Here is a 14,408-nt window from a genome sequence, read left to right on the forward strand (position 1 = left end):
GGTCCTCTCCATCACGTCGATATCAGTTCGGAATCAGGTCGACCGCCCGGTCGGCGACCGCCAGCACCGGGGCGTTGGTGTTGCCGCTGGTCACCCGCGGCAGGATCGAGGCGTCGATGACGCGCAGCCGCTCCACCCCGCGGACATTCAGCGCGCGGTCGACCACGGCCATCGGGTCGTCGTCCCGCCCCATGCGGCAGGTGCCTACCGGGTGATAGTTGGTCTTGACCGTGCGCCGGCAATGCGCCGCCAGGTCCTCGTCGCCGGTGGCGGCGTCGCCGGGGAAGATCTCGCCGGTCACCATCCGCCGCACCGGGTCGGCCGCCAGCACCCGGCGGGCGTAGCGCAGCCCGGCGACCGACAGGCGCAGATCCTCCGGGTCGCCGAAGAAGGCGCAGTCGATCAGCGGCGGGTCGCCGGGGTCGGCCGAGCGCAGCGCCACCGATCCGCGCGCCTTCGGCCGCATCAGGCAGGCGTTCAGCGTCACCCCGTCGGTCGGCGCCACGCCGGTGACGTCGCGGTCGAGATAGACGGTGGGCACGCAGTACAGCTGCAGCTTCGGGTCGCTCTGGTCCTCGCCGTCCGGGTCGATGAAGGCGCAGGCCTCGACGCCGGTGGTGGTCACCGGCCCGGACTTGAACAGCAGGTATTGCAGCCCGGCCAGGATCATCGGCAGGCCGCGGTCCTGGCCGAAATAGCCATAGGCGCCGTTGGTGGCGGCCACCACCGGCACCTCGTGATGGTCCTGCAGATTGGCGCCGACGCCCGGCAGGTCGGCCTTGACCTGGATGCCGTGCCGGCCCAGCGCCGCGGCCGGGCCGATGCCGCTGAGCATCAGCAGCTTGGGCGAGGCATAGGCGCCGGCGGCCAGGATCACCTCGGCCCCGGTGGCGCGGCGGCTCTGGCCGTCCTGGACGTAGTCGACGCCGGTGGCGCGGCCGCGCTCGACCAGGATGCGGGTGACGACGGCGCCGGTCTCGACCGTCAGCTTCGGGTCGCGCAGCACCGGGGCCAGGAAGGCGGCGACGGCGCTGCAGCGGGTACGGGTTCGGGCGTCGATGGTGTGCTGCATGAAGCCGACGCCGGCCTGCTCGCCGCCGTTGAAGTCCGGCCGGTAGGGCACGCCCATTCCCTGCAGCGCCTGCACGAAGGCGCGGCTCATCGCGCAGTGCTGGCCGAGATGCGAGACCTTCAGCGGCCCCTCGGTGCCGTGGAAGGGCGCGCCGAGATGGTCGTTGCCCTCCTGCTTGACGAAATAGGGCAGCAGGTCGGCCCAGCCCCAGCCGGAGCCGCCGCCGAGCTCGGCGTCCCAGCCGTCATAGTCCTGCGGCCGGCCGCGCATATAGACCATGGCGTTGACCGCGCTGCCGCCGCCCAAGAGCTTGCCGGTCGGGATGATCGGCGCCCGCCCGCCCAGCTGGGCCTGCGGCACGGTCTCGTTCAGCGTCAGATAGGTGTCCTGGTTCAGGAACTTCATGTAGCCGGCCGGCATGTCCAGGAGCCGGCTGCCGCGCCGCCCCCCGGCCTCCAGCAGCAGCACCCGGGCCCGCCGTTCGGTCACCAGCCGGCTGGCGACGACGCACCCGGCGCTGCCGCCGCCGACGATGATGAAGTCGTAGCCGTCAGCCATGGTGGGCAGCGCTCACTTCACCGCCCCGAAGGTCAGGCCGCGCACCAGCTGGCGCTGCGACAGCCAGCCCAGCACCAGGATCGGCGCGATCGCCAGCGTCGAGGCGGCGGAGAGCTTGGCCCAGAACAGCCCCTCGGGGCTGGAGAACGAGGCGATGAAGGCGGTCAGCGGTCCGGAATCCGGCCCGGTCAGGTTGATGCTCCAGAACGCCTCGTTCCAGCTCAGGATGATGGTCAGCAGCGAGGTCGAGACGATGCCCGGCAGGGTGGTGGGCAAGAGGATGTACAGCATCTCCTGCCAGGACCCGGCGCCGTCCACCCGCGCCGCCTCCAGGATCTCGCGCGGATAGTCGCGGAAATAGGTGTACAGCATCCACACCACGATCGGCAGGTTGACCAGGGTCATCAGCAGCACCATGCCGATGACCGTGTTCAGCAGGCCGACATCGCGGAAGCCCATATACATCGGCACCAGCACGCCGACCGCGGGCATCATCTTGGTCGACAGCATCCACAAGAGCGTGCCCTCGGTCCGCCTGGTCGGGAAGAAGGCCATCGAATAGGCCGCCATGCCGCCGATGATCAGGCACAGCAGGGTCGAGCCGAAGGCGATATAGACCGAGTTCAGCGCGTAGTGGACGTAGTCGATCCGCGAGTTGACGGCGGCGTAGTTCTCCAAAGTCGGGGTGAAGAAGATCGACGGCGGGGTGGCGAAGGCCTCGACCTCGGTCTTGAAGCTGGTCAGCACCATCCAGCCGATCGGGAAGAACAGGACCAGCCCGACCGCCCAGCCCAGGATGGTGACGCCGACCGCCTGCCGCGCGCTGCGTTGCATGGCCATGGCTCAGCCCCCCTTGCGCAGGGTGCGGGCCAAAGCGCGCACCAGGAAGAAGGCGACGATGTTGGCCAGGATCACGGCGACCACGCCGCCGGCCGAGGCGCCGCCGACATTGAACTGCTGCAGCCCGTTCCGGTAGACGAGATAGGTCAGGTTGGTGCTGGCCGTGCCCGGCCCGCCATTGGTGGTGACCAGGATCTCGGCGAAGATCGACAGCAGGAAGATGGTCTGCACCATGATGACCACGCCGATGGCGTGCATCAGATGCGGCAGCACGATGAAGAAGAACATCGCGATCGGCCCGGCGCCGTCGATCCGCGCCGCCTCGCGCTGCTCATGGTCCAGCGACTGCAGCGCGGTCAGCAGGATCAGCACGGCGAAGGGCAGCCACTGCCAGGCGACGATGATGATGATGGCGGCCAGCGGCGCCTGGCTCAGCCAGTCGATCGGCTCCAGCCCGACCGAGCGCGCCACCCAGGTCAGCACGCCGGAGACCGGGTGCAGCATCATGTTCTTCCAGACCAGCGCACTGACTGTCGGCATCACGAAGAACGGCGCGATCACCAGCACGCGGACGATGCCGCGGCCGGGGAAGGGCTGGTCCAGCAGCAGCGCGATCAGGGTGCCCAGCACCACGGTGATCGCCAGCACGGCGCCGACCAGGACCAGCGTGTTCTGGATCGCGTCCCAGAAGGCCGGGTCGTTGACCAGGTAGATGTAGTTGTTCAGCCCCGCGAAGCCGCGCCGCAGCGGGTTCATCAGGTTGTAGCGCAGGGTCGAGAAGTAGATGGTCGCCGCCAGCGGCACGAAGGCCCAGAGGGCCAGGACCGTGACCGAGGGGGCGAGGAGCAGCGTCGCCTTGCGCCGGGTCGAGGCGATGGCGGCCATGGCGTGCATCCTTTCCTGACGATGCGCAGATGGCGCGGGGCCGCTTTCCCCCTCCCGCAAGGGGAGGGGGAGGCGTCACGGGCAGCAGGGACCGGTTACTTGTAGCCGCCCTGGGTCACGGCCCGGTCGGCGGCGTCCTGCGCGGCCTTCAGCGCCGCGTCGACCGTGACCGAGCCGGCGAGGGCGGCGGCGATCTGCTGGCCGACCTCGGTGCCGATGGCCTGGAACTCGGGGATGCCGACGAACTGCACCCCGGTGTAGGGCACCTTCTCGACCGTGGCGTCGTTCGGGTCCGCGGTCTCGATCGCCTTCAGCACGAAGGACGCGAAGGGTGCGGCCTTCTGGTACTCGGGGTTGGCGTAGGTCGAGCTGCGGGTGCCGGGCGGGACCACGGTCCAGCCGTCGCTCTTCGCCACCTTCTCGATATAGGGCTTGGACGTGGCCCAGGTGATGAACTTCTTGGCGGCGTCCGGCGACTTGGTCGACTTCGGCACGGCCAGCGCCCAGGACCACAGCCAGTGGTTGCCCTTCGGCGACTTGGCGACCGGCGCCTGGGCGAAGGCGACCTTGTCGGCCACCGTCGAGTCCTTCGGGTTGTACAGGTAGCCGGCGGCCGAGGTGGCGTCGATCCACATCGCGCATTTGCCGCTGGCGAACAGCGCCCGGTTCTCGTTGTGGCCGTTCGACGGCGCGCCCGGGGGGCCGTAGTTCTTCAACAGGTCGACATAGTAGGTGATGGCCTCCTTCCACGCCGGCGTGTCGATGGTCGGGTTCCAGCTCTCGTCGAACCAGCGGCCGCCATAGGTGTTCACCAGCGGGCCGACGAAGGCCATGTTCTCGCCCCAGCCCGGCTTGCCGCGCAGGCACATGCCGTAGATCTCGTGCGACGGGTCGTGCAGCTTGGACGCGAATTCCTTGATCTGGTCGTAGGTCGGCTGGTCGGGCATCTTCAGCCCGGCCTTGTCGAACAGGTCCTTGCGGTAGAAGGTCATCGAGCTTTCGGCATAGAACGGCAGGGCGTACAGCTTGCCGTCATGCGAAAGCCCGTCGCGCACCGGCTTCAGCACATCTTCGAGGTCGTAGTCGGCCGGCACGTCGTCCATCGGCAGCAGCCAGTCCTGCGCGCCCCAGATCGGCACCTCGTAGGTGCCGATGGTCAGCACGTCGAACTGGCCGCCATTGGTGGCGATGTCGGTGGTGACGCGCTGGCGCAGCACGTTCTCCTCCAGCACCACCCAGTTCAGCGCGATGCCGCTCTCCTTCTCGAAGTCCTTCGACAGGCGCTGCATGATGATCATGTCGGCGTTGTTGACCGTGGCGATGGTCAGCTTCTGCTGCGCCATCGCCGAACCGGACGACAGCAGCAGCGCCAGCGCGCCGGCGCCGGCCAGGGCCTTGCACATCTTCCAGGGCATGGGGGCCTCCTCGGGTTGTTCCTCCACAGCCGCGTCTGTCGCGGTCTCGCTCTCTTCCGGCCGGAAGCCTACGCCGATGCGGGCGGCGGCGCCTGACGGTCGATCGGCTGAGGGTGTGATTCTGCTCAACCGATGAACAGATGTTCATCCCGCAGCCGGCGGGAGTCAAGCGGAGAGGTGCGGGGCGCTGCGCTTCATGCGAGCCTGTCGCCCTCGCGACTCAGGAACGGATTCGGTTCCCATGGCGAAGTGGCTGCCCGCCGCCCTCGACTACATCCCGCGCTGGCTCGATTTCCAGATGCGGCTGACCGGGCAGCCGGGCTGCGTCGTCGCCGTCGCCGAGCACGGCAAGATCGTGCTGGAGCAGGCCTTCGGCACCGCCGAGCTCGGCCGCCGCGCGCCCTTGACGCCGCGCCACCGCTTCCGCGTCGCCTCGCATTCGAAGACCTTCACCGCCGTCGGGATCCTGAAGCTGCGGGAGCAGGGCCGGCTCGGCCTCGACGACCCGGCCGGCCGCCATGTCGACGGGCTGCCCCCGGCGGCGGCCGCCGCCACCCTCGGCCAGCTGCTGTCGCACTCCGCCGGCCTCGGCCGCGACGGCGACGACACCGGCCACTGGATGGACCGCAAGCCCTTCCCGCACGAGAAGGAGCTGCGCGACGCGCTGTCCGCCCCGGCGCCGGTCCCGGCCAGCACCCGGTTCAAGTATTCCAATCTCGGCTTCGGCCTGCTCGGCCTGGTGATCGAGTCGGTGACCGGCGAGGCCTATGCCGACTGGATCCACCGCGAGGTCGTCGCCGCCTCCGGGCTCGAGGAGACGGTGCCCGACCTGCCGTCTCCCGGTGCGACCCCGCTCGCCACCGGCCACAGCGGCCGGCTGCCGCTCGGCAAGCGGGTGCCGATCCCCGGCACCACCCCGACCCACGCGCTGGCCGCCGCCACCGGCTTCGTCTCCACCGCCCGCGACCTGGCCCTGTTCTTCGGCCGGCTCGACCCCGAGGCGAAGGACGGCCTCCTGTCCCCCGCCAGCCGGCGCGAGCTGGTGCGGCCGCAATGGCGCAACCCGGACGCGGAGGCCGAGCGGCATTACGGCCTCGGCACCATGATCGGCCGCACCGGCGACCTCGCCTGGTTCGGCCATGGCGGCGCCTTCCTGGGCTACATCACCCGCACCGTGGTGCTGCCGGGGCAGGGGATCGCCGCCTCGGTCGTGACCAACGCGGTGGACGGCCCGGCCAACCCATGGGCCGAGGGCATCGTCCACATCCTCTCCACCTTCGCCCGGCACGGCGCGCCGACGGCGAAGACGAAGCACTGGACCGGCCGCTGGTGCAGCACCTGGCGCGCCATCGACCTGGTGCCGGCCGGCGGCAAGGTCCTGGTCGCCGACCCGGCGCTGCCGACGCCCTTCCTGGATGCGCCGGAGATCACGCCGGAGGCCTCCGGGCCGGACCGCGGCCGCATCACCCGCGCCCAGGGCTACAACAGCTATGGCGAGGCGGTGGAGCTGAAGCGCGACCGCAAGGGCGCGGTGGCCGAGATCCGCTACGCCGGCAGCCGCCTGCTGCCCGAGGCCAGGCTGGCGGCGGAGCTGAAGCGGCGCTACGGCGGATAGCTGGAACTCTCTCCCCCGACCCGGTGCGCTGGGACGCCCGCGGCGACAACCGCGCCGCGGTGACCGCGCTGCACGTCGTGCGCGGCGGCCGCTTCGTGCAGGTGGCGCTGGTGCCGAAGGGGCGCGCCCCCGGCTGACCCGCCCTGGCCTCCGCGCGGCTTTGCGCTATCCTCGGTGCGGACGGACCCGAGGAGGGGGAGGGATGACGACCGACCAGACCGTGCTCAACCGGATCGAGAAGCTGGTGGCGGAGGAGGAGGCGCTGTGGGCCCGCGGCCGGCCGAGCGACGCCGAGCTGAAGCGGCTGAAGGAGATCGAGGTGGAGCTCGACCGCGCCTGGGACCTGTTGCGCCAGCGCCGCGCCCGCCGCGAATACGGCCAGGACCCCGACGACGCCCATCTCCGCCCCGCCGGCATCGTCCGCACCTACCGCGACGAGTGAGCGGGCGGTCATCGGCTCCCGGTTCGAATCCCGGCCCGTCCGTCACCGCGCCGGCCCAGCCTTCCACTCTCCCCCTCCCCTCGCGGGAGGGGGCAGGGGGAGGGGGCCGCCGCGAGACGATCAGAGCGGCTGGAATGCGCTGGCGTGAGTCGGATGGCGGTGGTTTCGAGAACCGGCGCGCAGCGGACGTTTGGGTCCGTGAGCACCGGAAGCGCAGAAACCGCCGTCAGCCGGCCACGCCAGTAGCATTCCAGATCTCGTGCCCGCCATCCCACATCATCTTGATCGCCACATACAGGATGATCAGCAGCCCGACATAGGCGATCCAGCGGTGGCGGTGCAGCAGCCGGGCGACGAAGTTGGCGGCCAGGCCCATCAGCGCGACGGAGAGGGCGAGGCCGACGATCAGCACCTCGATGTGGTCGCGCGCGGTGCCGGCCACGGCCAGCACGTTGTCCAGCGACATCGACACGTCGGCCACCACGATCTGGGTGACGGCCTGGCGGAAGGTCTTGGTCGCCCCCCTCCCGTTCCCCTTCGAGTCCCCCCTCCCCTCGCGGGAGGGGGTTAGGGGGAGGGGGTTCCCGCCGTCCGAGCCGGCCCCGGTCTCGGCCCCGGCCGCCTCCACATCCCTCAGCGCCGCGGCCTCGGCGGCGTGGTCGGCGCGGATCTCGCGCCACAGCTTCCAGCACACCCACAGCAGCAGGATGCCGCCGGCGAACAGCAGGCCGACGATCTGCAGCAGCTGGGTGGTGAACAGGGCGAAGACGATGCGCAGCACGGTGGCGGCGACGATGCCCCAGAAGATGGCGCGGCGCCGCTCCTCGGCCGCCAGCCCGGCCGCGGCCATGCCGACGACGATGGCGTTGTCGCCGGCCAGCGCCACGTCGATGATCACGACCTGGACGAGGGCGGTGAGCTCGGCGAGCGAGAACCAGTCGGGCATGGCGAGGTCCGATGCAGCGGAAGTCCGGAGCGTCCGGAAGGCGGTGCCGGTTTAGCGCAGGATGGAGGGGGAGGGAACCCCGGGGCGTCGGCTCTTCCCTCGTGTAGAGCAGAGTCTCACGATCACGGACTTAACTACTTCAGACCGAAGCAAAAAAGTCCGGTTGAACCTCCACGCGTTCGACAGTTGCCGTCAGAACGCCAAGTTTGAGGTTTTTCAGAAGATGACAAAGCTCTGCCCCATTGATGAGATCGATCGCAGGCGCTCCGTCCCTGACTGCTTCCCGTTCGGCATCCTTGGTGAAGCGTCCTGTCGTCAGGAATAGTCCCTTGTCCGCTCGTCCAATCACCGCGCCGCGGAAATCTCTGATTTCGCCCGCGCCCACAGAACCAGAGTATCGCTTGCACTGAAAACGGACATGGAACGAGAGCAAATTCAGGCGAAGTACGCCCGAACCATCAATCCCGCCATCTCCCGACCTGCCGGTGACCTCAACTTTGGTAAAGCCGGATTCGCGCAAGATTCTCTGACAAAGTCGCTCAAAAGCAGCGGGTGCCAGCTTTTGCAGGAGATCGAGGAGGGTTTCCTCCCAGCTCAGTTCCTCAATCGGATCTTCGGTACCGTCGTCGATCGACGGTCTCGCTTGATCACGTTCTTTCCGGCGTTGAGATCGCTTATCCTTGACCAGGCGTCGAACTTCTCCGTCCGAGGCGATCTGACGTCCGAAATCAGTGAGTGTCCATACACCTCGCTCACTGTTCTGAATGGCGTCGATGAACTTTAAATGCGTGCGCGCCCATGCCGCGCGATAATCCAGCTTGGTAAGAGGTCCATCATTGTGGGGCACTTCGAGAATGGCATCCGGCAGGTTCATGATCCGTGCGATGCTTTCCGACAGTTCCTCATTCGATGCGGAGCCACCCTTCTCCTCAAGTGCTTTGAGCGTGGGCCAGAGCAGATCCTGATATGTGGGGACTGAGATTTCTGACATCGATTTATCACCCCAATATCGCAAGCAACTGCTGACGCATATCGTTGCGGTTTAAATTCTTCTTTCTGAAAAATGGATCAGGTTCCGGCCAAATTCATTCAAGCCGCCAGCGCTTCCCCGAAGGCCCGCTTCAAGCGCTCGGCCTCATCCTCCGGCAGCCAGCGGGTCATCTGCGGCACCACCGTCTCTATCAGCCGGCGCCGCGCTTGCGGCAGGCCATGCGTACCGGCCTCGCGGGCTTCGGACAGAAGGGCGTCAAGCTTGCGGCGCACACGATCCGGATCGGCCGCCGAGCTGGCCTGAGCCGGCGCCTCGCCGGCAAACATGTCAAGTTGATCCATCGCTGCCGACCTTGTCCGATTCACCGTCATTGTCGGGTCCAAGGCCTAGATCGGCAATACCCAGCAGGGGGTGTCCGAGGATCTGCTCCAGAAGCTCCGCCTGACGCGGTTCCAGCAGCACCAGCCGGCCCAGGACGTGGAGCAGGTTCATCAGGTCCGTGGTGTATTCGTTGAGCCAATGGTCGGGCTGGATGGCGTCGAGCGGCGAGGGTTGTCGGCGGTCCCCGATCACCGGCCGTGACCGGTCGCGCTTACGGTAGCTGAACCATTGCCTGACCACCGGCTTGCCCGACACCTCATAGGCCCAGATTTCCGACATCACGTTGTCGATGTGGCCCTTGCCCACGGTCAATCGGCGCGTCGTCGGGTCATAGTCGATGCTCCCGGGCAAGGGCTCAGGCGTACCGGGAATAGCTCCGCCGACTGGGATTACAGGCGCCCGGGCCTTGTCGAGGCGCGGCGCCTGTTTCGGCCGCCCCGCCGCCGGGTCGTCGAAGCGTTCGCCATAGGTGTGCAGCCAGATCACCTCGCGCCCCAGCGCCACGGCCTGGACGAACAGCCCGGCATCCGCCGTCAGTGGCACGTGCAGGCCGGGCTGCTTCAGATCCTTGGCGAAGCGGGCGATGAAGGCCGGATGCGCCATCACCGCGGCAAGATAAGCCATGAGGTCGGGCGGGCTGACATCGTGGCCGTAGGTTTCGGCAAGATGGGCAAGGATCGCGGGCACGATATTGAATCGGGTGGCGTCGGCATCGGCCCACAGCGGAAAGACGCGACCGCCAAAAGAGCCTTTATAGTGGTGAAGGTCCGGAATCTGACCTGCAAATGAGACTGCCGGACCGGCATCTGGCGAATGTGCATCAAGCGCCGTCAGATACACCTGACTGCCCGAAAACGCTTCCCACAATGTGGGATTTGGCTGATTGATCAGGCGGGCATCGGGAATGATCCATTGCCGGTCAAAGCTGCGGAATGCATAGCGCGTCGGCTCGAAGAGCGGTCCATCCTCGTTGAGGATCGGTCGTGACGGAGTAGGATGGTTTGCAAGGGCCGAGCGCACGATCTTCCGAATATGCTTGTCGCCCGGTTGGTCATTCCGCAGGTGCGGGTGGAATAGCCGCTCCTTCTCGGCGGCATCGGCTTCCGCGGTCAGCCGTGTCCAGCGCCGCGCCAGCGACTCCTTGTCGGGCGCGATCACCCAGGTCCGGCCCGGCATGACGCCCGATCCGTTGTAGACGAACAGGCTCTTGAGCGCCGGGAAATCGGCCCATTCGCCGCTCGCCTCGGGCAGGAAGGGGCCGGCCCAGTCGTCGGGGCCGTCCACCCAGCCCGCGTCGCCGAGCCCAATCTCGGCCAGTGCCGCGAATTTCTCCTCCCGCCGCCCTTCCGCCAGTGCCCGGAAATGCACCCGCCCCGGCGTGCCGGTGTCCTTGGTCCTGCGCCGGGCGGCCAGGACGATGCAGACCGGCTGCTGCACACCTTGGAAGATGCGCGTCGCCACTTCCGGCTGATGCCCTTCGGGCGAGCAGTCGATGACCCAGATATCGGAGCAACTGGCCCTGAGGTCGGCCCGCATCTTCTGGAAGCCTGGCCCGTTCAGGAAGCCTGCGACGGTGATGAAGCAGATGATGCCTTCCTCGTCGCCGTCGGCGAGGCCGGTGGCGTCGTGCCACCCGGCGCCGAAAACCTTCAGGCTCGCCCATCGCCAGAAATAGACATAGAGATTCTTGAGGTGCTTGGCGTGGGCGCCCACGTGCCATTCGGCCGGCGGCCGCCAGCGCTCCATCGGCGCCTCCCGCCCGTCCGAGCCGTCCTCGATCCAGCCGCCGCGTCCCTCTGCCTTCTCCTTGTAGGGCGGATTGCCGATCACCACCGTGATCTTGTCGTTCTTCTTGATCCGGTTGGCCGCTCGCCGCGACTGCGCGATCGGCTGAAAGATCGCGTGAATGTAATCGTCCTCGACGAATGGGTTGCCCAGCGTATCGGTGATGAACAGTTTCGGCTCCGGCAGGTCGCCCCGCGCGCCCGCCTCTTCTATCAGCTCGCCATATTCGGCCAGCAACCGCAGCTGCGCCACGGCGAAGGGGCCGAATTGCAACTCGAAGCCGATCAACCGCTCCGCCGCCGCCTCCAGTGCGCCGGGTACGCTGCCGGGGCCGAGGTCGTCGCCCACGGTCTGGGCAATCTTGCGCAGCACGCCCAGCAGGAACGTGCCCGTGCCCACAGCCGGGTCGGCAATGGTCACGTCATGTGACGCCAGACCCTGCGGCCGGTTGAATAGCGGACTGCGCAGCGCCTCATCCACCAGCCGCACCATGGCGTTCACCACTTCCGGCGGCGTGTAGTACGACCCGGTGCGCTTGCGAAGCGTGTTGTCGTAGACTTCGAGGAAGTGCTCGTAGAAATAGAGCCAAGCGTCGGCATCGCCCTTGCTCAGCGTCGGCCAGTTCACCGCATCGAACACGCGCGCCATGGTGCCCAGCGAGGTTTCGAGCGCCATGAGGTTGTCCACATCGTCGGTCAGCAGGCGCAAGGCGGTGCCGATCAGCGAACTGGACCTGCGCAGCGCATTGGCCGCCTGATCGATGCCGCCAGCCAGCGGAATGTCACGGGCCCGCGCGATCAGCAGGCCGAAGGTCACCGCCTGCGCATAGCCATCGGCAAAGCTTTCATCATTGGCCTCGGGAAACAGCAGCTTGCGCCAGTCCTGTGCCAAGTTGGTGAGGCCTGCATTCCCCTTGCGCAGCTGCTCGCTGACTTCTTCGCGCAACAGGCGGCACAGCCGCGCGCTGATCTCCGCCAGACGCTTCGGGCTCCTTGGCGCCACCGGTTGCCAGCTGAGAAAGTCGCCGATCAGCGCCACCAGCCCCATCGGGGCAGCCAGATCCTCCCCGGAGCTTTCCACGTCGCCTTCGAGGCGGACGATGTCGCCGAAGCGCTCGCCATCCCGCCACAGACCAAAGCTGTTGCCATCGGTGTAGATCAGGTTGGGCAGCGACTTCAGCCGCTCCCATTGTGCCTTGTCGTGTTTGTCGCGGAACGCTCTGGGGTTGGCGCCCTTGCCCGGGGCCTTGACTTCGATGAAGCCGACGAGGGCGTTTCGCACAGTCACAGCATAGTCCGGCCGCGTCCGGTCTTCTGACAGGCTGGTCTCCCCGACCATGCCGACCGCCCCAGGCACATGCCCGGCGATCAACGCCAGGTCGGCGATCAAGACTTCCAGCGGACCACGCAACTGGTCCTCGGGTGCGCCGCTGATGGCGGGGTTCGACAGCTTTGCGGTCGTACGCTTTCCGAACGCCGAAACAGCTTTACTCAAATCAGAAATAGTAATTTGTGCCCCCATCCGCCGACTAGGCGAATACCCGCCACGAGAAACACTGTTACCCATAGGCCGATCCCACTTCAAGCCGCCTGACGGAAGCTCGGAGCGGCCTCGACACGAGATTCAAGGCGAATGCTATTCCGCGGCGCGGGCAATCAACATCAGGGCCCAACTGACTGGCATGGCGGTGCCGACGGCGATCCCAAACATCATGAACAGCCCAAGCATAGCCCACGCAAAAACATTTCGAGCATCGGCCTGGAAAGCAATGCGCAGGCCGTGGAAGAAGACTCCAAACCCTGCAGTTAGCAAGAGCGCGTGGCCGGTTGCGTAGACGCCAAGGCCATAGGCGCGCTGGATCTCGCCCTCCGCTGTGGGTAGGCCGGTCAGAAACAGTCCAAGGAGGATCGCGAACCCCAGGGTCAGAGCGCTGTAGCCCCTGAGTGCTAATGCGTAGGTCTCGGCCGAGAACAGAAGCCGCAGACGCGTCATCACCTGCTGTTTCCAGTCACTATACATTGTTGTGGCTCCCATAATTTTTGAGTCAGCATCTCGTCGCCACTCAGCCCCGCCTCGTCCGGTCTTCCGTCTGCAGCCCGGCATACAGGCGATCTCATCGTCGCTAGGCCTCAGGCCGGCGCCGATTGATCAGCAAAGGTGGTGACGTCGGTGTCGCCCGATGAAGCGTCGCTGATCACTCGTCCAACGACACGTCGTCGGCCGGCGGCATCGGCGGCTGCTCGGGGCGGCCCTCAGGCAGGAAGTCGACGCCGCGCAGCCGGGCGATCTCGGCGAAGATCGTCTGGATGTCCGCAACGCTCCGCTCCATCGGCTCCAGCAGCATGCCGCGGCTGCAGCCGCGCGCCTGGACCTCTTTGCCCGGCAGATGGGACCCCTTGGGCAGGCGCACGACCTGGCTGCGGCCGGTCTGGAACAGCTTGGCGATGGCGGTGTCGCTCATGAGGCGCCTCCATCTGCGAATGTCGATACGGACGATATCTGTCACAGGCGAGGGCGGCAACCAGCCGGGCGCCTGCCGTGGGCGAGTGAACACAATGGTCATTGCCTTATCTCGCGATTCTCGTTCATGATACGTTCTATGGACATGGCGCAATCCGACTCGGACGAGATCCGGCCGACCGACCCCGACATGAAGTGGACGGGGTGGGCGCTGGACCGGCTGCGCGACATTGTCGAGCTGGATATCACCACCAAGCGGGCGACCGTGCGGGAGCAGTCGCAGATCCTGCGGGGATCGGAGATGCCGGACTACCCGCTGATGCAGTCGCGGCTGTCGCGGTCGGTGCGGCTGTCGCTCGCGATGACCGAGCGGATCCGCGCCGACTACCTGATGCGCAAGGCCGGGCGGGTGGAGTCGGGCGAGCAGGAGCGCCGCCGCCGGCGGCGGGAACAGGCCGCCGAGTCCGTCGCCGAGGCGGTGGCCCAGCCGGACGATGCCGGGGACGTCGAACGCGTGCGGTCGATGGTATGGGAGTCGCTGGTCGAGGACGAGATCCTGGACGCGCAGCTCGACACCCTGTCGCCCGAGGAGTTCCTGCGCGAGGTCTGCCGCAAGATCGGCCGCATGCCGCCTTCGGCTTCTCCACCGCAGGGCTGGGACGAGGGCGACATCATCGACCTGCCCGGCACGAGCGTGGAATTCGTCGCCGCGGCCTCTCTGCCCGGGGACGGCTGGGCCGAGCCGCCGGACGAGTCCGGAGACGGTCGTCCGCCGACCAGGCTGCCGAAGCCCGACAGCAGCTGAACGCCGCCGCGGTCGCGACATGCTCTCTTTCCATGACATATTGATCTGTTTCGCCTCTCCCGCCCGCGGGAGGGGCTGGAGGCGCTTGTGGTTCCGGGCGAGGGGAGGGGGCGGTGCCGGCCCTTGTATCTGGAGTGCAGCCCTCGCTGAGGTAGAAGAGAGGGCAGGACAGGGGCCGGTGGCCACCGGCCCCTGTCCTTGGCGGTTGGCGCC

The 14,408-nt window shown here is 67.4% G+C and carries 13 protein-coding genes; 3 read left to right on the top strand and 10 right to left on the bottom strand.

What is annotated here, in order from left to right:
* Positions 1–22 precede the first annotated feature (22 nt).
* The 4 genes from ACFW16_RS27355 to ACFW16_RS27370 form a co-directional block, all read right to left on the bottom strand.
* Entirely contained in the window at positions 23–1,630 is a 1,608-nt protein-coding gene (locus ACFW16_RS27355) for a GMC family oxidoreductase (RefSeq protein WP_380311082.1), read from the bottom strand.
* A 12-nt stretch (positions 1,631–1,642) separates the two neighbouring features.
* Positions 1,643–2,470 (bottom strand): carbohydrate ABC transporter permease, encoded by an 828-nt coding sequence (locus ACFW16_RS27360; protein WP_380311084.1) that lies wholly within the window; start codon positions 2,468–2,470, stop codon positions 1,643–1,645.
* 3 nt (positions 2,471–2,473) lie between these two features.
* On the bottom strand, positions 2,474–3,355 hold the full coding sequence (locus ACFW16_RS27365; RefSeq protein WP_380311087.1) for a carbohydrate ABC transporter permease: 882 nt from the start codon (positions 3,353–3,355) through the stop codon (positions 2,474–2,476).
* A gap of 95 nt (positions 3,356–3,450) precedes the next feature.
* Positions 3,451–4,770: an ABC transporter substrate-binding protein gene (locus ACFW16_RS27370; RefSeq protein ID WP_380311088.1), complete on the bottom strand. Its 1,320-nt coding sequence runs from the start codon at positions 4,768–4,770 to the stop codon at positions 3,451–3,453.
* A 241-nt stretch (positions 4,771–5,011) separates the two neighbouring features.
* Here ACFW16_RS27370 and ACFW16_RS27375 point away from each other — a divergent pair, with 241 nt between their 5' ends.
* Both ACFW16_RS27375 and ACFW16_RS27380 read left to right on the top strand, forming a co-directional pair.
* The gene (locus ACFW16_RS27375; protein ID WP_380311090.1) at positions 5,012–6,385 is read left to right on the top strand and encodes a serine hydrolase domain-containing protein; all 1,374 of its coding nucleotides are present in this window, start codon (positions 5,012–5,014) and stop codon (positions 6,383–6,385) included.
* Between the two features lie 202 nt (positions 6,386–6,587).
* Positions 6,588–6,827, top strand: a complete 240-nt coding sequence (locus ACFW16_RS27380) for a DUF2630 family protein (protein WP_380311092.1) — start codon at positions 6,588–6,590, stop codon at positions 6,825–6,827.
* Between the two features lie 226 nt (positions 6,828–7,053).
* Here ACFW16_RS27380 and ACFW16_RS27385 read toward each other — a convergent pair whose 3' ends face one another.
* The 6 genes from ACFW16_RS27385 to ACFW16_RS27410 form a co-directional block, all read right to left on the bottom strand.
* Entirely contained in the window at positions 7,054–7,773 is a 720-nt protein-coding gene (locus ACFW16_RS27385; RefSeq protein ID WP_380311094.1) for a TerC family protein, read from the bottom strand.
* Between the two features lie 139 nt (positions 7,774–7,912).
* Positions 7,913–8,764 carry a restriction endonuclease gene (locus ACFW16_RS27390; protein WP_380311096.1) on the bottom strand — a complete coding sequence of 284 codons (852 nt, stop codon included), beginning with the start codon at positions 8,762–8,764 and terminating at the stop codon, positions 7,913–7,915.
* A 98-nt stretch (positions 8,765–8,862) separates the two neighbouring features.
* Positions 8,863–9,105 carry a hypothetical protein gene (locus tag ACFW16_RS27395; protein ID WP_380311098.1) on the bottom strand — a complete coding sequence of 81 codons (243 nt, stop codon included), beginning with the start codon at positions 9,103–9,105 and terminating at the stop codon, positions 8,863–8,865.
* Positions 9,092–12,496, bottom strand: coding sequence for a type ISP restriction/modification enzyme (locus ACFW16_RS27400; protein WP_380311100.1), 3,405 nt, complete (start codon positions 12,494–12,496; stop codon positions 9,092–9,094). The genes ACFW16_RS27395 and ACFW16_RS27400 overlap by 14 nt, the downstream gene beginning before the upstream one ends.
* Before the next feature lie 69 nt (positions 12,497–12,565).
* Positions 12,566–12,949, bottom strand: coding sequence for a hypothetical protein (locus ACFW16_RS27405; RefSeq protein ID WP_380311102.1), 384 nt, complete (start codon positions 12,947–12,949; stop codon positions 12,566–12,568).
* Between the two features lie 175 nt (positions 12,950–13,124).
* Entirely contained in the window at positions 13,125–13,391 is a 267-nt protein-coding gene (locus ACFW16_RS27410) for an antitoxin (RefSeq protein ID WP_380311103.1), read from the bottom strand.
* A 144-nt stretch (positions 13,392–13,535) separates the two neighbouring features.
* Between ACFW16_RS27410 and ACFW16_RS27415 the strand changes: the two genes are divergently transcribed.
* A complete protein-coding gene (locus ACFW16_RS27415; RefSeq protein ID WP_380311105.1) occupies positions 13,536–14,195 on the top strand; it encodes a hypothetical protein in 660 nt (219 codons plus the stop codon).
* Positions 14,196–14,408: the final 213 nt, after the last annotated feature.

This window comes from Inquilinus sp. NPDC058860, assembly GCF_042743185.1.
Lineage (GTDB): Bacteria > Pseudomonadota > Alphaproteobacteria > DSM-16000 > Inquilinaceae > Inquilinus.